The 23453-nt window shown below is 70.8% G+C and carries 17 protein-coding genes; 15 read left to right on the top strand and 2 right to left on the bottom strand.

Annotation, left to right across the window (positions count from 1 at the left end):
- Nucleotides 1-8 precede the first annotated feature (8 nt).
- From ligA to ACIBK0_RS19585, 13 genes are all read left to right on the top strand, one after another.
- Nucleotides 9-2201, top strand: coding sequence for an NAD-dependent DNA ligase LigA (gene ligA, locus ACIBK0_RS19645; protein WP_399081287.1), 2193 nt, complete (start codon nucleotides 9-11; stop codon nucleotides 2199-2201).
- Between the two features lie 260 nt (nucleotides 2202-2461).
- Nucleotides 2462-4702, top strand: a complete 2241-nt coding sequence (locus ACIBK0_RS19640; RefSeq protein WP_399081285.1) for a putative bifunctional diguanylate cyclase/phosphodiesterase — start codon at nucleotides 2462-2464, stop codon at nucleotides 4700-4702.
- Between the two features lie 267 nt (nucleotides 4703-4969).
- Entirely contained in the window at nucleotides 4970-5266 is a 297-nt protein-coding gene (gene gatC / locus ACIBK0_RS19635; protein WP_015036350.1) for an Asp-tRNA(Asn)/Glu-tRNA(Gln) amidotransferase subunit GatC, read from the top strand.
- 4 nt (nucleotides 5267-5270) lie between these two features.
- A complete protein-coding gene (gatA, locus tag ACIBK0_RS19630) occupies nucleotides 5271-6764 on the top strand; it encodes an Asp-tRNA(Asn)/Glu-tRNA(Gln) amidotransferase subunit GatA (protein WP_399081283.1) in 1494 nt (497 codons plus the stop codon).
- The gene (locus ACIBK0_RS19625) at nucleotides 6761-7003 is read left to right on the top strand and encodes a hypothetical protein (RefSeq protein WP_189188880.1); all 243 of its coding nucleotides are present in this window, start codon (nucleotides 6761-6763) and stop codon (nucleotides 7001-7003) included. Before gatA ends, ACIBK0_RS19625 begins: the two co-directional genes overlap by 4 nt.
- Nucleotides 7004-7019: 16 nt before the next feature.
- Nucleotides 7020-8534 (top strand): Asp-tRNA(Asn)/Glu-tRNA(Gln) amidotransferase subunit GatB, encoded by a 1515-nt coding sequence (gene gatB, locus ACIBK0_RS19620; RefSeq protein ID WP_399081280.1) that lies wholly within the window; start codon nucleotides 7020-7022, stop codon nucleotides 8532-8534.
- A 100-nt stretch (nucleotides 8535-8634) separates the two neighbouring features.
- Nucleotides 8635-8928, top strand: a complete 294-nt coding sequence (locus ACIBK0_RS19615) for a hypothetical protein (protein ID WP_399081278.1) — start codon at nucleotides 8635-8637, stop codon at nucleotides 8926-8928.
- A 183-nt stretch (nucleotides 8929-9111) separates the two neighbouring features.
- Nucleotides 9112-11355, top strand: coding sequence for an MMPL family transporter (locus ACIBK0_RS19610; RefSeq protein WP_399081276.1), 2244 nt, complete (start codon nucleotides 9112-9114; stop codon nucleotides 11353-11355).
- On the top strand, nucleotides 11333-11908 hold the full coding sequence (locus ACIBK0_RS19605; RefSeq protein ID WP_399081274.1) for a GNAT family N-acetyltransferase: 576 nt from the start codon (nucleotides 11333-11335) through the stop codon (nucleotides 11906-11908). Before ACIBK0_RS19610 ends, ACIBK0_RS19605 begins: the two co-directional genes overlap by 23 nt.
- A 35-nt stretch (nucleotides 11909-11943) precedes the next feature.
- A complete protein-coding gene (locus ACIBK0_RS19600) occupies nucleotides 11944-12564 on the top strand; it encodes a hypothetical protein (RefSeq protein WP_399081272.1) in 621 nt (206 codons plus the stop codon).
- A gap of 175 nt (nucleotides 12565-12739) precedes the next feature.
- Nucleotides 12740-12937 carry a hypothetical protein gene (locus ACIBK0_RS19595; RefSeq protein ID WP_399081270.1) on the top strand — a complete coding sequence of 66 codons (198 nt, stop codon included), beginning with the start codon at nucleotides 12740-12742 and terminating at the stop codon, nucleotides 12935-12937.
- 116 nt (nucleotides 12938-13053) lie between these two features.
- On the top strand, nucleotides 13054-16167 hold the full coding sequence (locus ACIBK0_RS19590) for an AAA family ATPase (RefSeq protein ID WP_399081268.1): 3114 nt from the start codon (nucleotides 13054-13056) through the stop codon (nucleotides 16165-16167).
- A 47-nt stretch (nucleotides 16168-16214) separates the two neighbouring features.
- Nucleotides 16215-16538, top strand: a complete 324-nt coding sequence (locus ACIBK0_RS19585; RefSeq protein ID WP_399081418.1) for a DUF6191 domain-containing protein — start codon at nucleotides 16215-16217, stop codon at nucleotides 16536-16538.
- A gap of 35 nt (nucleotides 16539-16573) precedes the next feature.
- Here the strand turns inward: ACIBK0_RS19585 and ACIBK0_RS19580 are convergent, their stop codons facing one another.
- The gene (locus ACIBK0_RS19580) at nucleotides 16574-17746 is read right to left on the bottom strand and encodes a PQQ-dependent sugar dehydrogenase (protein WP_399081266.1); all 1173 of its coding nucleotides are present in this window, start codon (nucleotides 17744-17746) and stop codon (nucleotides 16574-16576) included.
- A gap of 92 nt (nucleotides 17747-17838) precedes the next feature.
- On the bottom strand, nucleotides 17839-18846 hold the full coding sequence (locus ACIBK0_RS19575) for an aldo/keto reductase (RefSeq protein ID WP_399081264.1): 1008 nt from the start codon (nucleotides 18844-18846) through the stop codon (nucleotides 17839-17841).
- A gap of 75 nt (nucleotides 18847-18921) precedes the next feature.
- Between ACIBK0_RS19575 and ACIBK0_RS19570 the strand changes: the two genes are divergently transcribed.
- Together ACIBK0_RS19570 and ACIBK0_RS19565 are read left to right on the top strand one after the other, a co-directional pair.
- Complete coding sequence (locus tag ACIBK0_RS19570) at nucleotides 18922-19863, top strand: 2-hydroxyacid dehydrogenase (protein WP_399081262.1); 942 nt, start codon at nucleotides 18922-18924, stop codon at nucleotides 19861-19863.
- A gap of 220 nt (nucleotides 19864-20083) precedes the next feature.
- Nucleotides 20084-23314 carry a putative bifunctional diguanylate cyclase/phosphodiesterase gene (locus tag ACIBK0_RS19565; protein ID WP_399081260.1) on the top strand — a complete coding sequence of 1077 codons (3231 nt, stop codon included), beginning with the start codon at nucleotides 20084-20086 and terminating at the stop codon, nucleotides 23312-23314.
- Nucleotides 23315-23453 lie beyond the last annotated feature (139 nt).

Below are 23453 nucleotides of genomic sequence, written 5' to 3'. Positions count from 1 at the left end.
ACAACACGGTGGCCGGCGACAAGCAAGCGGAGACGACGGTGCCCGCCGAGGCACGGGAGAAGCACGCGCAGCTCGCTGAGCAGATCGAGGAGCACCGCTTCCGGTACTACGTGAAGGACGCCCCGGTCATCAGTGACGCGGAGTTCGACAAGCTCCTGCGTGCCCTGGAGGCGCTGGAGGAGGAGTACCCCGAGCTGCGCACTCCCGACTCGCCGACCCAGAAGGTCGCGGGGGCGTACGCGACGGAGTTCACGGCCGTCCAGCACCGCTCGCGCATGCTCTCCCTCGACAACGCCTTCAGTGACCTGGAGCTGGCCGCCTGGGCCGAGCGCGTCGCCAAGGAAGTGGGCACCTCCGACCACCACTTCCTGTGCGAGCTGAAGGTCGACGGCCTCGCGGTCAACCTCACCTACGAGCACGGCCGCCTCACCCGCGCGGCGACCCGCGGCGACGGCCGCACGGGCGAGGACATCACCCCCAATGTCCGTACGATCGCGGAGATTCCGGACCGCCTGAAGGGCGACCGTGTCCCGGACCTCGTGGAGATCCGCGGCGAGGTCTACTTCCCGATGGAGAAGTTCGAGGAGCTCAACGCCCGCCTGGTGGAGGCCGGCGACAAGCCCTTCGCCAACCCGCGCAACGCGGCGGCGGGTTCCCTGCGCCAGAAGGACCCGCGCGTCACCGCGACCCGCCCGCTGCACATGGTCGTCCACGGCATCGGAGCCCTGGAAGGCTTCGAGGGCCTCACCCGTCTCTCCGAGGCGTACGAGTTGCTGCGCTCCTGGGGCTTGCCGACCACCCGGTACGCCAAGGTGGTCGACGACCTGGGCGGCGTACGGGAGTTCATCGCGTACTACGGGGAGAACCGCCACTCCGTGGAGCACGAGATCGACGGCGTGGTCGTCAAGCTCGACGAGATCCCGCTCCAGGGACGGCTCGGCTCCACCTCGCGCGCGCCGCGCTGGGCGATCGCCTGGAAGTACGCGCCCGAGGAGGTCAACACCAAGCTGATCAACATCCGCGTCGGCGTGGGGCGTACGGGCCGGGTCACGCCGTACGCACAGGTCGAACCTGTCACGGTCGCGGGCTCCGAGGTCGAATTCGCCACCCTGCACAACCAGGACGTGGTGAAGGCCAAGGGTGTCCTCATCGGCGACACGGTCGTGCTGCGCAAGGCCGGTGACGTCATCCCGGAGATCCTCGGTCCGGTCGTCGACCTGCGCGACGGCAGCGAGCAGGAGTTCGTGATGCCGGCCGAGTGCCCCGAGTGCGGTACGGCACTGCGGCCCATGAAGGAGGCCGACGTCGACCTGCGCTGCCCGAACGCGCGCTCGTGCCCGGCCCAGTTGCGCGAGCGGCTCTTCTACCTCGCGGGCCGCAAGGCGCTGGACATCGAGCACTTCGGGTACGTCGCCGCGGCGGCCCTCACCAAGCCCCTGGAGCCTGCCGAGCCGCCGCTGGTGGACGAGGGCGACCTCTTCGACCTCACCATCGAGCGGCTGCTGCCCATCAAGGCATATGTCCTCGACCAGGACAGCGGTCTGCCCAAGCGCGACCCGAAGACCGGCGAGGAGAAGATCGCCACGGTCTTCGCCAACCAGCAGGGCGAGCCCAAGAAGAACGCGATCGCGATGCTGGACAACATCGCGGCCGCCAAGGACCGTCCGCTCGCCCGCGTCCTCACGGGTCTGTCGATCCGTCATGTCGGGCCGGTCGCGGCCGAGGCGCTGGCGCGCGAGTTCCGCTCCATCGACCGGATCGAGCAGGCCACCGAGGAGGAGCTCGCCACCACCGAGGGCGTGGGACCGATCATCGCGGCCTCGCTCAAGGAATGGTTCGCCGAGGACTGGCACCGCGAGATCCTCCGCAAGTGGCGGGCCGCCGGGGTGCGGATGGAGGAAGAAGGCGTCGGCGAGGACGAGGGGCCGCGCCCGCTCGAAGGGCTCACCGTCGTCGTCACCGGCACACTCGAACACCACACGCGGGACGGCGCGAAAGAGGCTCTGCAGAGCCGGGGAGCGAAAGTGACCGGTTCTGTCTCAAAGAAGACCTCGTTCGTCGTGGTGGGCGACAACCCGGGTTCGAAGTACGACAAGGCGATGCAGTTGAAGGTTCCGGTTCTGAACGAGGAAGGCTTCGCCGTCCTGCTCGAACAAGGGCCGGACGCAGCGGCGGAAGTCGCGCTTCCGATCGAGGAGTAGCGGTTGAAGGCCACCCGTTCGGCGCATATCAGATGCATACGGGTGGCCGGGTCGCATTCGGGCAACCGTCGACGACCGCTGCCCGTGGAAGCCTTCTGCGGCCTACTGTTGAGGTGTGCGCCTGCCGTGCCCATCTGCGGTTGGGGCATCCCCTGCTCTTCGAGAGCCAGGGGAAGGGTTTTCAGACGCGGCGCCGTTGGCAGTTGTCGCCGTCAACGGACCGCGTGGCGTGGGCACCGCCGGCTGTGAGAGGGACGGGAATGGAACCGACCGAGAGCGCCGCCCCCGACTCACGGCTGCGCCTGCGCCGGATGACCGGCGCATGGATGGCCGGCCTTCGGACAGGGCGACCCTCGGAGCACGCCGGCACGGACGGGCCGGGCTCCGCGTCCCTCACGGCACCCACCGCTCCCGGCGTCGGCAGGCTCACTGCCGAGCGCGGCGCCCTCATGCCCGGCCACGATCCCGAACGGCACGTGTCCTGGCCGGCGCTGCCCGCGGCGGTCGTCGCGGCGGCCGGGTTCGTCCTGGGCGCCGGCTTCTACCGGGCGTTCAGCGGCGACCACGCGCTCTTCCCGTCGGGCACCGTCGGCTGGTCGCTGGCCGTGCTGACCGGCATCATCGTCGGCCATCTGGTCGCCCTCGGCAGGGCCCGCTGGTGGGGCGGCACCGGCTCCGGCGCGGCGCTCACGCTCGCGGTCCTGCTGCTGTACGGCTGGGTTCCCGCGGGAATGGTCAGCCTGACCGTCGTCGTCCTGGTCGGCATCGCGCGCCGCAACCGCTGGCGCCAAGGCGTGCTGCACGGCGCGGTCGACATCCTCGGCATCGGCGCCGGAGCGCTGGTCCTGGCCGCGTGCGGGCGGTTCCCGTCCGTCGAGACGCCCTGGAATCCGGAGACCTGGACGTTCGCCGCCGCTCCCGAGGTGGCGCTGGTCGCGGCCGCGTATCTCGCGGTGACCCGCGCCCTGCTCTGGTACCTGCACGCGCCGCGCACCGGCGGTCTGCCCACCGTCGCCCGTACGGCGCTGGTCAGACAGGGGCTGCTCGCGGTCGCGCTGCTCGGGATCGCGCCGCTGCTCTGCGTGGTCGCCATCGCGCTGCCGATTCTGCTGCCGCTGTTCTCGATACCCCTGATCGCCCTCGACTCCACGCTGTGGATCGCCCGCGCCCGGGCGGAGGAGCAGCTGCGCGACCCGCTGACCGGGCTGCCGAACCGGCAGTGGCTGCTCGAACGCACCTGGACGGCCCTGGATGATGCCGAGCGCATCGGTGCGCGTTCCGCGCTGATGCTGATCGACCTCGACCGTTTCCGTTCGGTGAATGACACGCTGGGGCATCTCGCCGGCGACCGACTGCTCCTCCAAATAGCCGACCGGCTGCGGCTGGCGCTGCCGCGCGGGGCGGAGGCCGCGCGGCTCGGCGGGGACGAGTTCGCCGTCTTACTGCCGGTCGCCGACTCCACCACGTCGGCCACCCGGGTCGCCCGCAGCCTCGTCGCCGCGCTCGGCTCGCCGCTCGACCTGGACGGGCTCACCCTCGTCCTGGAGGCCAGCGCCGGGCTCGCCGTCTTCCCCGACCACGCGCTGGACGCGGAGGGGCTGCTGCGGCGGGCGGACGTGGCGATGTATCAGGCGAAGCGGGACCGTACGGGGGTGGAGGTGTACGAGTCCAAGCGGGACTCGAACACCCCCGACCGGCTCGGTCTGCTCGGTGATCTGCGCCGGGCCCTCGACGCCGGGGACGTCGAACTGCACTACCAGCCGAAGGTCCGCTTCGACGGACAGGTGGCCGGCCTCGAGGCGCTGGTCCGCTGGGTGCATCCCGAGCGCGGCAAGGTGCCGCCGGACGAGTTCATCGCCATCGCCGAGTCGTCCGGGCTGATGCCCCACCTCACCGAGTACGTGCTGGAGACGGCGCTCGGACAGGTCGCGCGCTGGCGGGCGCAGGGCCTGTACGTGCCGGTCGCGGTGAACGTGTCGCCGCGCGATGTGCACACCCCCGGGTTCGCCGGCGCGGTCGCCGCGCGGCTCGCCCGGCACGGGGTTCCCGCGGGGGCGTTGCAGCTGGAGATAACGGAGCACGTACTCCTGGAGGACCCGCAGCGGGCCGCGGACACCCTGGCCGGGCTGACCGGGCACGGGGTGAAGATGTCGCTGGACGACTTCGGTACGGGGTACTCCTCGCTCGTTCATCTGCGCCGGCTGCCGGTCAGTGAACTGAAGATCGACCGCTCGTTCGTCGCACGGCTCGCCGTGGACACGGAGGACGCGGAGATCGTGCGCTGCACGGTCGACCTCGCGCACTCGCTCGGGCTGCTCGTCGTCGCCGAGGGTGTCGAGGACGACGAGACGTGGGAGCGGTTGCGGGACCTCGGCTGTGACGCGGTGCAGGGGTGGCTGGTCGCCGCCGCGATGCCTGCCGAGGAGACCACGGCGTGGCTTCGCGCCCGGGGGTCGCGGGGGTGGCAGCGGCCGCGGGCCGCGCTGCCTGCCGCGGAGTAGGTTCCAGGGGCCTCTGTCGAAAGCGGGTACGTGGGGGATTCGCCCGGTTCTCCCGCCCACGCACCGCCCGGAACTGTCACCACGGACCAGCTCCGGTAGGTGCGCAGCGTCCCTGCGTCGCGCCCGGAGGTGACGTCCACTTGTCGGGTAAGAGTCACGGGCGGTGAGCGCGTGGGCGAGCCCCGGAAGAAACCCGTGCGCGGGCATCCGTACCGGCGCCATAGGATTGGGCCCAAACCACACTCACTCACCCCAGAGGATCGCTGCATGCCTGGCATCACGCGCGAGGAGGTCGCCCACCTCGCACGGCTGGCGCGTCTGGAGCTGAAGGGCGAAGAGCTCGACCACTTCGCAGGCCAGCTCGACGACATCATCGGCGCGGTCGCCCGCGTCAGCGAGGTCGCCGACCAAGACGTACCGCCGACCTCTCATCCGCTGCCGCTGACGAACGTCATGCGCGCGGACGAGGTCCGTCCGTCGCTCACCCCCGAGCAGGCGCTCTCCGGCGCCCCGGCCCAGGAGCAGCAGCGTTTCAAGGTGCCGCAGATCCTGGGGGAGGACTAATCACATGACGGACATCATCAAGCTGACGGCGGCGGAGATCGCTGCCAAGATCGCGGCAGGCGAGCTCACCGCCGTCGAGGTCACCGAGGCCCACCTCGCCCGTATCGAGGCCGTCGACGAGAAGGTGCACGCCTTCCTGCACGTCGACCGGGAAGGGGCGCTCGCCCAGGCCCGCGCCGTCGACGCGAAGCGTGAGGCGGGCGAGGAGCTCGGGCCGCTCGCCGGTGTGCCGCTCGCGCTCAAGGACATCTTCACCACCGAGGGCATCCCGACCACCGTCGGGTCGAAGATCCTCGAGGGCTGGATTCCGCCGTACGACGCGACCCTCACCAAGAAGCTGAAGGCCGCCGACGTCGTCATCCTCGGCAAGACCAACATGGACGAGTTCGCCATGGGGTCCTCCACCGAGAACAGCGCGTACGGGCCCACGGGCAACCCCTGGGACCTCACCCGTATCCCCGGCGGCTCCGGCGGTGGCTCCTCCGCCGCCCTCGCCTCCTTCCAGTCGCCCCTCGCGATCGGCACCGACACCGGCGGCTCCATCCGCCAGCCCGCGGCCGTCACCGGCACGGTCGGTGTCAAGCCGACGTACGGGGCCGTCTCCCGTTACGGCATGGTGGCGTTCTCCAGCTCCCTCGACCAAGGCGGGCCGTGCGCCCGTACGGTCCTGGACGCGGCGCTCCTGCACGAGGTGATCGCCGGGCACGACCCGCTCGACTCCACCTCCATCGACGCCCCGGTCCCGCCGGTCGTCGAGGCCGCGCGCAACGGCTCCGTCGCCGGCATGCGCGTCGGCGTCGTCAAGCAGTTCCGCGGCGAGGGCTACCAGGCCGGTGTCGTGCAGCGTTTCGACGAGGCCGTCGCCGTGCTCAAGGAGCTGGGCGCCGAGATCGTCGAGCTGGACTGCCCGTCCTTCGACCTCGCGCTGTCGGCGTACTACCTGATCGCCCCGTCCGAGTGTTCGAGCAACCTCGCCCGCTTCGACGGTCTGCGCTACGGCCTGCGCGTCGGCGACGACGGCACCCACTCCGCCGAGGAGGTCACCGCCCACACCCGCGAGGCCGGCTTCGGTCCCGAGGTCAAGCGCCGCATCATGCTCGGCACGTACGCACTCAGCTCCGGCTACTACGACGCGTACTACGGCTCCGCGCAGAAGGTCCGTACGCTCATCACGCAGGACTTCGAGAAGTCGTTCGAGAAGGTCGACGTCATCGTCTCGCCGACCACGCCGACCACCGCCTTCCCGATCGGCGAGCGCGCCGACGACCCGATGGCGATGTACCTCGCGGACCTGTGCACCATCCCCACCAACCTGGCGGGCAACTCGGCCATGTCGCTGCCCTGCGGTCTCGCGCCGGAGGACAACCTCCCGGTCGGTCTGCAGATCATCGCCCCCGCGATGAAGGACGACCGCCTGTACAAGGTCGGCGCCGCCGTAGAGGCCGCCTTCGTGGAAAAGTGGGGGCACCCGCTGCTCGAGGAGGCTCCGTCGTTGTGAGTAAGGCACTGTCCAAGGCCAAGGGCTTCAAGAAGTCCAAGTCCGGTACGTACCTGTCCATCGCGACCACCGCGTTCGGTGCCGTCAGTGTCGCCAAGCAGGCCAAGAAGGCCCGCTCCGAGCACGACACGCTGCGCCTGATCGACGCGGCCGTGTCCGCCGCCGCCATCGTCACCGGCCTCGCCATCCTCTACCGGGAGCTCAAGCGCCTGGGCGACGACGACGTCCTGCTGGGCTGAGAGGGAAGTTTTCACCGTGACCACCACGACCGACCTGGTGTCGTACGAGGACGCGCTGGCGTCGTACGACCCCGTCATGGGCCTCGAAGTCCATGTCGAACTCGGCACCAGGACCAAGATGTTCTGCGGCTGTTCGACCGAGCTGGGCGCCGAGCCCAACTCGCAGACCTGCCCGACCTGCCTCGGCATGCCCGGCTCGCTCCCGGTCGTCAACGCGACCGGCGTCGAGTCCGCCATCAAGATCGGTCTCGCGCTGCACTGCGAGATCGCCGAGTGGTGCCGCTTCGCCCGGAAGAACTACTTCTATCCGGACATGCCGAAGAACTTCCAGACCTCGCAGTACGACGAGCCGATCGCCTTCAACGGCTATCTGGACGTCCAGATGGAGGACGGCGAGGTCTTCCGCGTGGAGATCGAGCGCGCCCACATGGAAGAGGACACCGGTAAGTCGACGCACGTCGGCGGTGCCACCGGCCGCATCCACGGCGCGTCGCACTCCCTGCTCGACTACAACCGCGCGGGCATCCCGCTCATCGAGATCGTCACCAAGCCCATCGAGGGCGCGGGCGAGCGCGCCCCCGAGGTCGCCAGGGCGTACGTCGCCGAGCTGCGCGAGCTCATCAAGGCGCTCGGTGTGTCGGAAGCCCGCATGGAGATGGGGCAGATGCGCTGCGACGTGAACCTGTCGCTGCGCCCGAACGGCACCGAGAAGTTCGGCACGCGCTCCGAGACGAAGAACGTCAACTCCCTGCGCTCCGTGGAGCGTGCGGCCCGCTACGAGATCCAGCGCCACGCCGCGGTGCTGAGCTCCGGCGGCACGATCATCCAGGAGACCCGCCACTTCCACGAGGACACCGGGTCCACGACCTCGGGCCGCGTGAAGGAGGAGGCCGAGGACTACCGGTACTTCCCCGAGCCGGACCTGGTGCCGGTGGCGCCCTCCCGCGAGTGGGTCGAGGAGCTGCGCGCGGGTCTGCCGGAGCAGCCGCTCGCGCGTCGCAACCGCCTCCGCGAGGAGTGGGGTGTCTCGGCGCACGACATGCAGTCGATCCTCAACGCCGGTGCCATCGACCCGATCGTCGCCACGATCGAGGCCGGAGCCGACGCCGCCTCCGCCCGCAAGTGGTGGATGGGCGAACTGGCCCGCAGCGCCAACGAGTCGGGCAAGGCCCTGGAGGACCTTCCCATCACTGCGGCGCAGGTCGCGCGGGTGACGGAGCTCGTCTCGTCCGGAGACCTGAACGACAAGCTCGCCCGCCAGGTCATCGAGGGCGTGCTCGCAGGCGAGGGCACCCCGGACGAGGTCGTCGAGAAGCGCGGTCTGAAGGTCGTCTCGGACGAGGGCGCGCTGACCGCCGCCGTCGACGAGGCCATCGCCGGCAACCCCGGCGTCGCGGAGAAGATCCGCGGCGGCAAGGTGGCCGCGGCCGGTGCCCTGGTCGGCGCGGTCATGAAGGCCACCCGTGGCCAGGCCGACGCGGCCCGTGTGAAGGAGCTCATCCTGGAGAAGCTGGGCGTCAGCGAGGGCTGAGGTCGAGGTTTTCCTACTCCCTGGGGGGATGCATCGGTTCCGATGCATCCCCCCAGGCACGTCAACACCCGCACAGGTGTGCGCGGTACGCTGCCGCGCCATGAGTGGAAGCACTGACTCCGAGACGCACGACTTCGAGGATCCGGCGCGGGAGGCGCGACGGGCCCGTTGGACGGCGGCCGGAACCGGGGCCCTGCTGACCCTCGCCGGCCTCACGGCGTCGGCACTGCGCTCCACCGGTTCCGCGACCGCGCTCATACCCGTGTCCTACGCCTCGGGCGCCGCCGTCTGCGCCCTCGCGTCCGCGCTGGGGGTCCGAGGGCGCACCCGGCGGGCCCTGTGGCTCATGGTCGCCGGGGTCATGATCATGGCGGTGGGTGACCAGTTCGACTGAGCGTCGCTTCGCGAGGAGACAGAGTTCACGGGAATGTCCTGTGAGTTGGGTCGCACTCTTGTGAGCAGACCCACGAATGAGACGAACGATCACTTCCGGCTGAAAGAGTGATGGCGTGTAAGTCATGCGTTCTTTGCGGGCAGTTCCCGATAAAGATCCTCAAATCATCCAGGGAGCTGGTCCGTGGGGACCCTCGCGCGTTGGTGTGTCCAGCACCGCCTCGTTGCCGTACTGCTCTGGCTCGTCGCCTTCGGTGGCATCACCGCCGCCGCGTCTCTCACGGGCTCCGCGTACTCGAACGACTACGAAGCACCCGGAACCGAATCGGGCCGCGCCACGCAGCTCCTGCGGACCGGCTTCCCGGGCCTCGGCGGCGACAGCGACACCGTCGTCTGGCGCACCACACCGGGCACCGTGCGCTCCACCGACGTCGAACAGACGATGACCCGCACCCTCGACCGGATCGCGGGACTGCCCGGCGTGGCCTCCGTCGTCAGCCCCTACGAGGGCGGGGGCGCGGGCCGGATCAGCGCCGACGGACGCACGGCCTACGCCACCGTCACCTTCCGCGCCCAGGTCGAGAACATCGACAAGCGCGAGGCCCGGGCCGTCGTCGACACGGCGAAGGCCGCCGAGACCAAGGGGCTCCAAGTCGAGCTCGGCGGCAGTGCCATGGGGCTCACCCAGTCGTCGGGCGGGCATCTCGCCGAGATCGTCGGCGTGGTCGTCGCCGCCGTGGTCCTCTTCCTCGCCTTCGGCTCGCTCGCCGCCTCCCTGCTGCCCATCGCCACCGCCCTGGTCGGCGTCGGCACCGCGTACGCCGGAATCGTGCTCCTCGGACACGCCATGACCGTCGCCGACTTCGCCCCCATGCTCGGCATGCTGATCGGGCTCGGCGTCGGCATCGACTACGCGCTGTTCATCGTGACCCGGCACCGGCGGGGTCTGAAACGCGGGCTCCCGGTCGCCGAGGCCGCGCGGAACGCCGTCGTCACCACGGGCCGGGCCGTCGTCTTCGCGGGCGCCACCGTCTGCATCGCCCTGCTCGGCATGCTCATCCTGCGGCTCGGCTTCCTCAACGGAGTGGCGATCGCCGCCTCCTTGACGGTCGTCCTCACGGTCGCGGCCTCCGTGACCTTGCTGCCGGCGCTGCTCTCCTTCATCGGTCCACGCGCGTTGAGCCGTCGCGAGCGGCGCAGGCTCTACGAACACGGGCCCGAACCGGAGCTCCCGACCGGGTTCGCCGCCCGCTGGTCCGTCTTCGTGGAACGGCACCCCAAGCTGCTCGGCGCCGTCGCCGTCGTCGTCATGGCGCTGCTCGCCCTGCCCACGCTCTCGCTCCACCTGGGCACCTCGGACCAGGGCAACGACCCGAAGTCGGCGACCACGCGACAGGCGTACGACCTGATCGGGGAGGGATTCGGACCGGGCGTGAACGGGCCCCTCACCCTCGTCACGAAGGTCCGCGGCGCCGAGGACAAACTCGCCCTCGACAATCTGGACGCCACGCTCCGGGCGACCGAGGGCGTCGCGTCGGTGACCTCGGCGACGTACAACACCGATGGTGACACCGCCTACCTCACCGTCGTACCGGAGTCCGCCCCGCAGTCCCAGAAGACCAGTGCTCTCGTCGGCCGGCTGCGCACCGACGTCCTGCCGCGTGCGGAGGCGGACACCGCGCTCGACGTCCACGTAGGTGGTGTGACGGCCGGCTACGACGACTTCGCGGACCTCATCGTCGGCAAACTGCCGCTCTTCGTGGGCGTCGTGATCGGGCTCGGCTGCATCCTGCTGCTGCTCGCCTTCCGCTCGATCGGCATCCCCATCAAGGCCGCCGTGATGAACATCGCCGCCGTGGCGGCCGCCTTCGGAGTCGTCGTCGCCATCTTCCAGTGGGGCTGGGGCAGCGAACTGCTCGGCCTCGGCCGCGCGGGTCCGATCGAACCCTTCCTGCCGGTGATCATGGTGTCGGTCCTCTTCGGACTCTCCATGGACTACCAGGTGTTCCTGGTGAGCCGGATGTACGAGGAGTGGCTGGAGACCGGGGACAACCGGCGCGCGGTCCGGATCGGCCTCGCCGAGACCAGCCGTGTGATCAACTCCGCCGCCGTCATCATGATCTCGGTCTTCCTCGCCTTCGTACTCAGCGGCGACCGCGTCATCGCGATGTTCGGCATCGCCCTCGCCTCCGCCGTCGCCCTCGACGCCTTCGTCCTGCGTACGCTCCTGGTGCCCGCCCTGATGCACATGCTGGGCGGCGCCAACTGGTGGCTGCCCAGCCGGCTCGACAAGCGGCTGCCGCGCATCAGCATCGAGCCGCCCGAGTGCCGCGCCGCCCATGAGAGGCTGGCCGCTGCGACGGATGCCGAGGTGGCGGACGTACTGGCGAAGGAGCAGCAGCGGGATGTACGCGATATCTCTGGGTGACGACGGAGCCGAACTGCGCCCCCTGGAGCCGTGGCACGCCGAGGAGTTCCTGGCGCATCTGGACCGGGGGAGAGAGTTCATCCAGCAGTTCATCCCCTTCGGATCGAAGACCACAGACGTGGCGTCCGCTCGGGAACAGCTCCAGAGGTACGCCGACCTGCGCGCCGCCGACACCGGCTCCCTGCACGGTCTGTGGCTGAACGGGAAGCTCGTGGGCGGGGTGCTCTTCCTGAACTTCGACGCGGAGAGCGGCAACTGCGAGGTCGGCTGCTGGCTGGAACCCGCCGGCGCCGGACGTGGACTGGTCACCCGGGCCATGCGGGTGCTCATCGACTTCGCCGTCGAGCAGCGTGGCATCCACCGGATCGAATGGGTCGCCGCCTCGGGGAACGAGCCGAGCCTGAACGTGGCGCGGCGGCTGGGCATGACCCGGGACGGGGTGCGCCGGCAGGCCCATCCGTATCGAGGCGTACGGCACGACCTCGAGGTGTGGTCCCTCCTCGCCCCCGAGTGGCGCGAGGCACGCGCGCGTGACGCTCACAACGATCATTAAGAGACTTCTCAGAGAGCGTCCGTACGGTGCGGGGCATGGCAACCAAGACTGTTGACGAGGCCGTGGACGAGAACGGCACCGAGGCGAAGAGCGACCAGGAGACCGTGGATGTCGCCACGGCCGACGGACCTGCGAAGACCGCGGACATCACCAAGGCCGACGGGCCTGCCGAAGCCGGGGCCGACGTCGAGCAGGACGAGCCGGACGAGGCCGAGGACGCGATCGAGGCGGGCGACGACGCCCCCGAGGCCGAGAAGGGTGCCTCCGGAGTCGGCCAGGGCGCCGCGGCCGTGGTCTCCGCCGCGCTCGGTCTCGTCTCGCTCTCCGGCGGCTGGATCGGCACCGTGGCCGCCGCGCGCGAGACGCTCGTGGGCCAGCTGCAGACCTCGCAGAGCGCGAGCGTCGCCAAGCAGGTCAAGGAGATCTACGGCGATGCCTGGGCGACCACGGCGTTGGTCGGCGGCCTCTTCGCCCTGGCCGCGCTGATCGTCGGTGTCGTGGTCCTGGTCCGGCCCGCCTTCGGGGCCCCCGGCAAGCCGCAGGCCGTCTGGATCAAGTCGGTTGCCTGGGCGGGTGTCTCGCTCGGCGTCATCGGCCTGGTCCTCGCGGTCGCCAAGTACTCCGACATCCTGCTCGGACTGCCCTCCACCAGCTGAACCTCCCTACCTCTGAGGGGCCTTAGGGCCGGCCCGAGTCACTTACGGCCGCCCTAAGGCCCTTCGCGTGCGCAAGATGCGGAACTCTCCCGATGTGGCGCACCCCCCTGGGAGACGAAGGTTGAGGCATCGCAGACGAGCGAGGCCGAAACCGACTCTTCACGAGGGGTACGAGATGTTCGAGTACGAGCTTCACCAGATCCGATCCGCAGAGCTGATCCGCGAGGCCCAGAACCACCGACTGGCGCAGGAAGCCCTCCGCGGCCGCCGTGCCGCCCGTCGCGCCGCCGCGCGCGAGTCCGCCCAGCACGAGTCCGAGGGGCAGGGCCATACCAAGCGTCCCCGCCGGCACCGGTTCGCCCGCGCCGCGTGAGCGCCGGGGCACGGGAGGACGGCCGCACGGGGGTCGGCCGTCGTCCCGTGCCGGTGCCGCCCGGAGCAACCGGCGTCCTCCCGATAACCGGTGCCGCACTGTCGGACCCCTGTGCGATGCTCGGGCCCGTGGAGACCAGGTCCGTCAGCCCGGTGTTCGTCGGACGCACCGACGAATTGGGGACATTGAACGATGCGCTCGCCCGCGCCGCCGCCGCGGGCAGCTCCCAGGCGTCCAGCAACGGGGGAGAGCCGCAGGCGTTGCTCCTCGGCGGCGAGGCCGGGGTCGGCAAGACCCGCCTCCTTGAGGAGTTCGCGGCGACGGCCGCTCGCGAGGGTGCCGTCGTCGCCTGCGGCGGCTGCGTCGAGATCGGCGCCGACGGGCTGCCGTTCGCACCGTTCTCCACCGCCCTGCGTGCCCTGCGCCGCCTGCTCCCGGACGAACTCGCCGCCGCGGCCGCCGGGCAGGAGGAGGAGCTGGCCCGGCTGCTGCCCGAACTGGGCGAGGCGGCCCGAGGACGGCAATACGACGAGGAGGGCATGGCCCGCCTCTTCGAACTCACCGCACGTCTCCTGGAGCGCGTCGCGGCCGACCGCACGGTCGTCGTCGTCCTCGAAGACCTGCACTGGGCCGACGCCTCCACCCGCCACCTGCTCGCCTATCTCTTCCGCACGCTGCGCAGCGGCCGCCTCGTCGTGATCGCCACCTACCGCTCCGACGACATCCACCGCCGCCACCCGCTGCGCCCCCTCCTCGCCGAACTCGACCGCCTCCGCACGGTCACCCGCATCGAACTCGGCCGCTTCAGCCGCGCCGAAGTCGGCCGCCAGATCGCTGGAATCCTCGCCCATGAGCCCGACCCGGCCCAGGTCGACGAGATCTTCGCCCGCTCGGACGGCAACGCGTTCTTTGTCGAGGAACTCGCCGTCGCCGAGCGCGAGGGCCCGCGTACGGGGCTCACGGACTCCCTCCGCGATCTGCTCCTCGTACGCGTCGAGGGCCTGCCCGAGAGCGCTCAGCGGGTCGCCCGGATCGTCGCCGAGGGCGGCTCCACCGTCGAGTACCCGCTGCTGGCCGCCGTGGCCCGGCTCGCCGAGGACGACCTCATCGAGGCGCTGCGGGCCTGCGTCGGCGCCAACATCCTGCTCGCCTCGCCCGGCGGCGACGGCTACCGCTTCCGCCACTCCCTGGTCCGCGAGGCCGTCAGCGACGACCTGCTGCCCGGCGAGCGCTCCCGCTTCAACCGGCGCTACGCGGAGGCCTTGGAGGCCGACCCGACACTCGTACCGGCCGACGAGCGGTCCACCCGCCTGGCCAGCTACTGGTACCACGCCCATGACGCCGCCAAGGCCCTGCCCGCCGTCCTCGACGCCGCGGCCGAGGCGCGCTGTCGCCACGCCCACTCCGAGCAACTACGGCTCCTGGAGCGGGCGATGGAGCTGTGGGACATCGCCCCCGACGCCGTCCGGGCCGAACTGCGCCCCGTCGACTACGTGGAGGTCTGTCCTCCCCCACTGCCCAAACGGCGTGGGGGGACCCCCAGCGGCTGCGACCCGGAGACCACGCCGCTGCGCTATCTCGACCTGATGGCCGAGGCGGCTGTCGCGGGCCGGCTGTGCGGGGAGCGCGAGCGCGCCCTGAAGATCACCAAGAAGGCGCTGCGCCTCCTGGAGGACGAGGACGATGCCCTGCGCGCCGCCTGGTTCTGGATCCAGCGCTCCCGGCTGGTCCAGGCGCAGGCCCGCGGCGACGGCTGGCAGGAACTCGCCACCGCCCAGGACCTGGTGCGCGGCCTGCCGCCGTCGGAGGTGCACGCCGAGGTCCTGTCCACCGTCGCCGCCTGGTGCATGCTCCACGAGCCCGGCCCGGGCGCGCTGTCGGCCGCCGAACGAGCCGTGGAGTACGCGCGCATGGTCGGCGCCCGCGACATCGAGCTGAACGCCCGGCTCACGCTCGGCGGCCTCATGGTGGACGCGGGCGACGTCGAGGCGGGGCTCGCGGAGATGTACGAGGTCAAGGAGTGGGTGGGCCGCTACGGCGCCTCCCTCGTCGTGGGGCGTCTGCACATCAACCTGCCGTCCCATCTGGAGTCGGTCGGCCGCTCCCGAGAGGCCGTCCCGGTCTTGCGGGAGGGCGTCGAACTCGCCCGGAAGAACGGCCTGTTGGACACACAGGCCTGGGTCTGGGGCAACCTCTCGGAGTCTCTCTACGCGCTCGGCCAGTGGGACGAGGCCGTGGAGGCCGCGCGGAACACGCTGCGCATCGGACTGAGCGGCAAGCCGTCCGGCCTCGGCGCCTCCCGCCTCGCGCACCTCGCCCTGGCCCGCGGCGACCTCCCCGAGGCCGGCCGCCAACTGGCCGCAGCCCGCGATCACTTCGGCACCCACGACCCTACGCCGCAGCACACCCTGCCGCTGGTGCGCACCGCGATCGGCATCGCCGCCGCCGAGGGCCGCCTCCTCGACGCCCGCGCCGCCCTGGAGCAGACCCTGGACGCGGGCTTCCCGCCCGGCACCCAGCGCTATGGCTGGCCACTGCTGCTCGCCGCCGCCACCGCGGAGGCGGACGCCCTCGGACTGCCCGCCACCGAACCGGGCCGCGCCGAGACCGTGGAGCGCATCCGCAAGGCCGCGAAGTCCCTCGCCACGGGCGCACCCATCTGGCTCGCGCACCAGGAATGGGTGCGCGCCGAACTCCGCCGCGCCGAGGGCGCGACCAGCCCGGACCACTGGTCCGAGGTGGTCACCGCCTTCGAACCCCTGGAGCGCCCCTACGACCTCGCCCGCGTCCGCCACCGCCTCGCCGAGGCCCTGCTGACCTCGGGCGCCGACGAGGGCGACCGTGCCCGCGCCACGGAGCTCCTCCGGCTGGCCCGGGCGGTCGCCGACCATCTGGGCGCGCGCCCGCTCGCCGACGCCGTCGCGCTGCTCGCCCAGCGGGCCCGCCTCGCCCTGGTCCACGCCCCCGAATCATCCGTCCTCGCCCCCGTCGACCCGGCACTGGCGCTCGGCCTCACCAGCCGCGAGCGCGACGTCCTCCGCCTGGTCGCCGCCGGCCGCAGCAACCGCCAGATCGCCGAGGAACTGTTCATCTCCCCGAAGACTGCCAGCGTCCACGTCTCGAACATTTTGGCCAAGCTGGACGTCTCAGGACGGGGGGAGGCGGCGGCCCTGGCACACCGGCTGCGGCTCTTCCCGCCGGAGGCCCCCGCTGCCCAGGCGGTGGGCTGAGGTCTAAGCCGTAAGGGATCCGGGCCGAGGGAGGCACCGTGTTCAACATGTTCGAGGAGCTCTTCGCACCAGGCCGCAAGCACACCAACGACGAACGCAAACGCCTGGAACTGACCCGCGTGGACCTGAACGACGCCGACCCGGGACGCGGCCCCATAGACCTGTCCTCGGGCAAGGTGGTCGTACGGCTGCCGAAGCATGAGCCTGAGCCGCCGAACGCGGACGAGGCCGGCGTGGGGGAGGCGCCCGTCCCGGAGCGGGCGAGCAACGCGGAAGAGCCCGCGCCGGAGTGGGCGGGCACCGCGGAGGAACGCGCGCCGGAGCGGGCGAGCACCGCGGAGAAGTCCGTGCCGGAGCCCGGCGAGTCCTGAGGCCCCGCGCGTCCGCCTCCTCCTTACCTCACCTCCTACTTCACCTCCAGCTCCAGAATCGTGTCGTCTCCTTTACCGGGGCTCCCGCGTCCGTCCGTCTCGCTCGTCGTCAGCCAGAGTTTGTCGCCGCCCGCGGAGACGACCGTGCGCAGGCGGCCGTACTTGCCCGTGAGGAAGGCCTCGGGGGCGGCGGAGGCCTTCGTGCCGTTCAAGGGGATGCGCCACAGGCGTTCGCCCTTGAGGCCCGCCATCCATATGGAGCCGTCGGCGTACGCGATGCCGCTGGGGGAGGCGTCGTCCGTGTGCCACTGGGCGATCGGGTTGTGGTACTTGGGGTTGTCGCCCTTGCCCTCGACCACCGGCCAGCCGTAGTTGTCACCCGGTTTGATCTGGTTGAGCTCGTCCCAGGTGTCCTGGCCGAACTCGGAGGCCCACAGGCGCTGTTTGTCGTCCCAGGCGAGGCCCTGGACATTGCGATGCCCGTACGAGTAGACGACCGAGTCGCCGAACGGATTGCCCGGTGCCGGCTCGCCGTCCGGTGTCATGCGCAGGATCTTGCCGCCCAGCGACTTCTTGTCCTGGGCCAGCCCCCGGTCACCCGTCTCGCCCGCGCCCGCGTACAGCATCTTGTCCGGACCGAACGCGATCCGGCCGCCGTTGTGGATCATCCCCTTGGGGATGCCCTTGAAGATCGTGTCCGGCGCGCCGAGCTGCTCCCCAGCGGGCTTCCGCTCGTCGTACAGCATGCGGACGATGCGATTGTCCGAGGCCGTCGTGAAGTAGGCGTAGATCATGTGGTCGGACGCGTAGCCGGGGGAGAGCGCGATGCCCATGAGGCCGCCCTCTCCGGCGGGGGCCACCCCGGGCACCTCGCCCAGCTCCGTCTTCTTGCCGGTCTTCTCGTCGACCCGCGTGATCGTCCCCTCGTCCCGCGAGGACACCAGCAGGCCGCCCTCGGGCAGCGGTGCCAGGCCCCAGGGGGTGTTGAGGTCCTCGGTGACGGTGCGCACGACCTTCACCGAGCCCTTGGCGGGCGGTGTCTCCTCTGCGGCCTGCTCCGAGGGCGACGACCCCGGCTTCGTACTCCCGGCACCGGGGAACAGGCTCCCGCCGCCGTCCGACTTCCCTCCGCCGTCGGAGGAACAACCGGCCGTCACCAGAAGCGCGGCCGCGGCCAACACGGCTGTCACTGCTCGACGTTGCACCATCAAGGTCCCTTCGACACGGCGGTCCTACAGTTCATACACCGCTCGCGTGTCCCAGGTTCCCGATCACACCCGGGGAATCCGCACACCGCGTCTCAGTCCCAGGATCCCAGCGCCCCCGGCAGCCCCGCCACTTCCGCTAGATCCTCCGCCGTCAGCCGCAGCCCGGCCGCTCCCGCGTTCTCCGTGACCCAGCGCTCCCGCTTGGTCCCCGGCACCGGCACCACCTGCGGTCCCTGCGCCAGCACCCACGCCAGCGCCACCTGTGCGGACGTGACCGCGTTCTCGTGGTCCCCGTGCCGTCGGGCGATGCGCCGCAGCCCGGCGACGATGGGCTGGTTCGCGGCCATCATCTCGGCGGTGAAGCGGGGATGGCGGGCGCGTACGTCATCGGGTTCGAAGCCCTCGCCGGGGGTCAGCCTGCCGGTCAGGAAGCCGTTGCCGAGCGGCATCGCGGCCAGGAAGCCGACCCCGCGGGCCGTGCACCACGGCAGGAGCGCGTCCAGCGCCTCGGTCGACCACACCGACAACTCGGCCTCCACGGCACTCACCGGGAAGACCTGCTGCACCCGCTCCAGCTGCCGGATCGTTCCGTCGTGCAGCCGTGCTCCCGAGCGGCGGGCCGATCGGGCACCCACCGCGCACAGTCCGAGCGACCGCACCTTTCCGGCCGACACGAGTTCGGCCATCGCGCCCCAGGTCTCCTCGACCGGAACCTCCGGGTCCGCGCGGTGCAGCTGATAGAGGTCGATCACGTCCGTCTGCAGGCGCCGCAACGAGGCGTCGCACGCACGCTTCACATAGCTGGGGCGGCCATTGGCCACGATGTGCTGCTCGCCCACCAGCAGGCCGACCTTGGTCGACACGAAGGCCTCCGGGCGCCGCTCCTTGAGCACCCGCCCCACCAACAGTTCGTTGGTGAAGGGCCCGTACATGTCGGCCGTGTCGAGCAGCGTCGAACCCCGGTCGAGCGCAGTGTGCACCGCGCGGAGCGATTCCTCGCCGCGCTGCCGCGAACCGGTGTACGCCCAGCTCATCGGCATGCATCCGAGCCCGACCGCCCCCACATCGAGCGCCGCAGCCCCGATCGTCCTGCGCTCCACCTGGCCGCACCCTCCCTTTCCTGGCACCCCAAACTAACCTCTGCGCGCGCGGGTGCTTCGCATAGCCTCCTGACCATGACTTCCGATGTGTGGCTTCCGATTCACGCCGACGAGATCGACGGCCTCCCCGAGGGCCTCAATTACCGCTTCTGGGACGGCGACCAGGAGTTTCCCGCTGATCCCGCCGCCTGTGAGTTCTATGTCGTGCCCTATATGAAGGGGCCCGCCGTCTCGCAGCGGCCCATGGCCGAAATGGCATCGGTCCGGGTCGTGCAGACGCTCTCCGCCGGTGTCGACCACGTCCAGCCGAGCCTCAAGCTCCTGCCCCCGGGCGTGCAGTTGTGCAACGCCCAGGGAGTGCACGAGGCGAGCACCGGCGAACTCGCTCTCGCCCTGATCCTCGCCTCGTTGCGGGGCATCCCCGGCTTCGTACGAGGCCAGGACAAGGAGGAGTGGCGCTCGGGCTTCTATCCCGCGCTGGCCGACAAGACCGTACTGATCGTCGGGTACGGGTCGATCGGGTCCGCCATCGAGGACCGGCTCGCGCCCTTCGAGCTGGCGCGGGTGGCGCGCGTCGCGCGCTCTGAGCGCACCACGGCGCGCGGTCCGGTGCATCCGCTCACAGAACTGCCTTCTCTGCTTCCGGAAGCCGACATCGTCGTGCTTTCGACGCCCCTCACGGCCGGCACACGTGGCCTGGTGAACGCCGATTTCCTGTCCCGGATGAAGGACGGCGCACTCCTCGTGAACGTCGCCCGCGGCCCCGTCGTCGACACCAAGGCGCTCCTCGCCGAGCTGGAGAGCGGGCGCATCACCGCGGCCCTCGACGTCACCGATCCCGAGCCACTGCCGAAGGGCCACCCCTTGTGGCACGCGCCCGGCGTGCTCATCAGCCCCCATGTCGGCGGGCCCACCTCGGCGTTCCTGCCGCGCGCCAAGCGGCTCCTGGTGGACCAGTTGAACCGCTTCGTGAACCGGGAGCCGCTGCGGAACGTGGTCCTTACCACCGGCACGTAAGTCACGTCCCGTTCGCTCCGCGTCCGCTTCGAGCACCCTCCGCAGTTCCTTGAATGCGGGCAGTGCCGACATCCTCCCTGGTCGTTACGGAGCGTAGAGGAACTATGTCCCTGAGTGACGAGACTGGTGTATCGTCCCGACAGGGGCTGCGCCGCGCACCGTTCGGCGCCGGGGATGGACATGTGAGACTGCGAGGGGGGCGACGGGCGATGCACGGCCTATGGACGAACGATCCGACGCGGCGGGGCCGCCGACGACCCTGGCGCGTGGCCACGCGCAGACGTGGCCACGGTGGCCATCACCACCGCAGGAACAGCGGCCGCCGGAGGCATGCGCACCCAGCGCACGGGGACCAGCGGGACCCCGGAGTGCGGACCGGGTCGGCCCGGTGAGCTCCCCAGTGGCGCTGCTGATCCGCCGCCCGGTATTCGGCGGCGGGCCGGGCCTGTTCCCGCAACTCGTACTGGCTCTGGTGTGCGCGGGATACGCCGTCGGTTCCGCGCTCGACTGGGGCTCCGCGACCCTCGCGCTGATCATGGGCGACTTCGGGCTGAGCGCCGCGGCGGGCACCGCGGCGGTCTCCTGCTTCCTCTACGCGCGCAGCCGCCGCAGCCGCTTTCGACCCGCGTGGCTGCTCTTCGCGCTCTCCTCCGCCATGGCCTCGCTCGGCAACCTGGTCTGGGGATGGTACGAGGTGGTCCTCAGCCGCCCGGTGCCCAGCCCGAGCTACGCCGACCTGTTCTTCCTGTGCTTCGCGCCACCCGCCATCGTAGGACTGCTCGTGCTCGCCAAGAGGCCCGTCACCAAGGCGGGTTGGGTGTGCCTCGCGCTGGACGCCTGGCTGATCGGCGGCTCGCTGCTCACGCTGTCCTGGAGCCTCGCGCTCGCCCAGGCCGCGAAGTTCGACGGGCCCAGCGTCGCCCACACCGCGCTGTCGCTGGCGTACCCGCTGCTGGACATCGCACTGGTCAGCATGGTGCTGGCGCTGCACTTCCGGCGCTCGTCGGTGAACAGATCCGCGGTGAACACGGCGATCGGGGCTCTCGCCCTGACCGTGATGTGCGACGCCCTGTTCACCTCGCCCCTCCTGCACAACAACTACCACTCCGGGCAGCTCCTCGACGCGGGCTGGTTCGCCGGCTCGCTGCTTCTCGCGTACGCCCCCTGGGTCGGCACCCGGCACGGACAGCCGGACGCCGAGGGGCCGACGAACGGGCACGCCCGCGTGGTGCACGAACACATCCCGGGACAGCGCCAAGAAGGGCACCGGGAGCAGCACGGACATCAAGGCCGACAAGGCCATCACGGCCAACAGCGGCAGCACGGACATCAGGCGAAACGGCACGAAGGACAGCAGGGAGGACACATGCACGTGCTCCTCCAGGAAGGTGGCCACAGCCTCCTCCAGGAAAGCGGCCACAGCCGGTACCCGGCCACGCGCCCGATCGCCGGATCGCTGGCCGCCCTCACGCCCTACCTGGCCGCGGCCGTCTGCACGCTGGGGATCCTCTACAACGTCCTGAACGGTCGCAACGTGGACCGCGTGGTGCTCATCACCGCAGGGCTCGTAGTGCTCGCCCTCGTCGTGCGCCAGGGCATCATGCTGCTCGACAACATCACCCTCACCCAGGAGCTGGCCCAGAAGGAGAACCACTTCCGCTCCCTGGTGCAGGGCTCCAGCGACGTGATCATGATCGCCGCGCCCAACGGCATCCTGCGGTACGTCAGCCCGGCCGCCGCGGGGGTCTACGGACGCGACGCCGACGAACTCGTCGGCTCCGAGCTCGCCTCGCTCATCCACCCGGAGGACCTCGGCTGCGTAGTGCACGAAGTGCGACGTTTCCTTACGGCCAGCCACACCGAGGAACCCACCACCCGGATCGAGTGCCGCTTCCGGTCCGGCGACGGCGGCTGGCTCAATGTCGAGTCCACTGTCAACCGGCACCAGGGCGGCCTCATCTTCAACAGCCGTGACGTGACCGAACGGGTGCGTCTGCAGGCACAGCTGCAGCACAACGCAGAGCACGACCCACTCACCGACCTGCCCAACCGCGCGCTGTTCACCCGGCGCGTCCAGCAGGCGCTCTCCGGCCGCCGCTCCTCCGACCGCGGCACCGCCGTCCTGTTCATCGACCTCGACGGCTTCAAGGCCGTCAACGACACCATCGGGCACCAGGCCGGCGACGAGCTCCTCGTCCAGGCCGCCCGCAGACTCCAGGACTCGGTGCGGCACGGCGACACCGCCGCCCGCCTCGGCGGCGACGAGTTCGCGGCCCTGATCGTCGGTGACGGCACCCGCGACCGCACCGCACGCGAACGCCACATCATGGAGCTCGCCGACCGGCTCAGGGTCAGGCTCTCGCAGCCGTACGCCATCGACGGCAACGATGTCCGGGTGGCCGCGTCCATCGGCGTCGCCTTCGCAGAACCGGGCCTGGGCGCCGGCGAGTTGCAGCGCAACGCCGACCTCGCCATGTACCGCGCCAAGGCGGCCGGCAAGGGGCGCGTCGAGTTGTACGCGCCCCAGATGCAGCAGGACGTCGTACGGAAGGCGGAGCTGGCCACCCGGCTGCGCTCGGCTCTTCAGGACGGCGAGTTCGCGCTGCTGCACCAGCCCGTGGTGTCGCTCGAAAACGGCCGGATCACATCGGTCACCGCGCAGGCGCGCTGGCGCTCCTCCCAGGGGGTGCTCTTCACACCCGCAGAGTTCCTGCGAGTCGCCGAAGACAGCGACAAGACCGCCGAGCTCGGCCGCTGGATGCTCGAAGAAGCCGTCGAGCAGGCCGCCCAGCGCGCGGCCGCGGGCGCCGCCGTGCCCGTCGCCGTCCGGATGAACGCGCGGCGCCTGCTGGACCGCTCGCTGCCCGTCGGCTCGGTGGAAGCTCTGCTGACCCGGCACGGCCTGCCCTCCGGCGCCCTGATCGTGGAGCTGTCCGACACCGACCCCCGGGTCTCCCTGGACGAGCTGGAGCGCCGGCTGAACGCGCTCAGGCGCCTCGGCGTCCGGGTCGCCCTGGACGGCTTCGGCAGCGGATACGCCGCCATCACGGCACTCAGAAGGCTCCCCATCGACATGCTCAAGCTCGACAGGGGTCTCGTCGAGGGTGTCGTCGAGTCCGCCCGGCTGCACAAGATCACCAGCGGGCTGCTGCGGATCGCCACCGACCTGGGGCTGCAGTCCGTGGCCGACGGGGTCGATCTTCCGGAGCAGGTCATCGCTCTGCGCGCGATGGGCTGCACCCATGGGCACGGCATGGCCTTCTCGGGGCCGCTCGACGAGTACCGGCTGCGCCGGGCGCTGTCTTCCGGCCAGTATCCGGTGCCGCACGGGCCGGTCGAGCCGGCGTTCGCGGGCGGCGGCGCAGGGGTGTATACGAGTGGTGTGCCTTCTGTTTTCGGGGGCGGAACGGCCCTCCGCTCACATAATGAGACTCCCGTCCCACCCACTTGACAGTCAGTGCGTGCCGGGGGGAGGGTCAATGCCATGCGCACCCGAATTCTCGTACTTGGAAAGCGCGTCGGCTGAAGCTTGGTGGCCACCGGACGGACCCGGAACACCCAGCGACCGCACCCGGCGCGCTCCCCTCGCT

The sequence above is a fragment of the Streptomyces sp. NPDC050564 genome (assembly GCF_044457265.1).
Classification (GTDB): domain Bacteria; phylum Actinomycetota; class Actinomycetes; order Streptomycetales; family Streptomycetaceae; genus Streptomyces.
The sequence above is the reverse complement of the archived record's forward strand: the minus strand, read 5'-3'. Positions and strand labels throughout refer to the sequence as shown.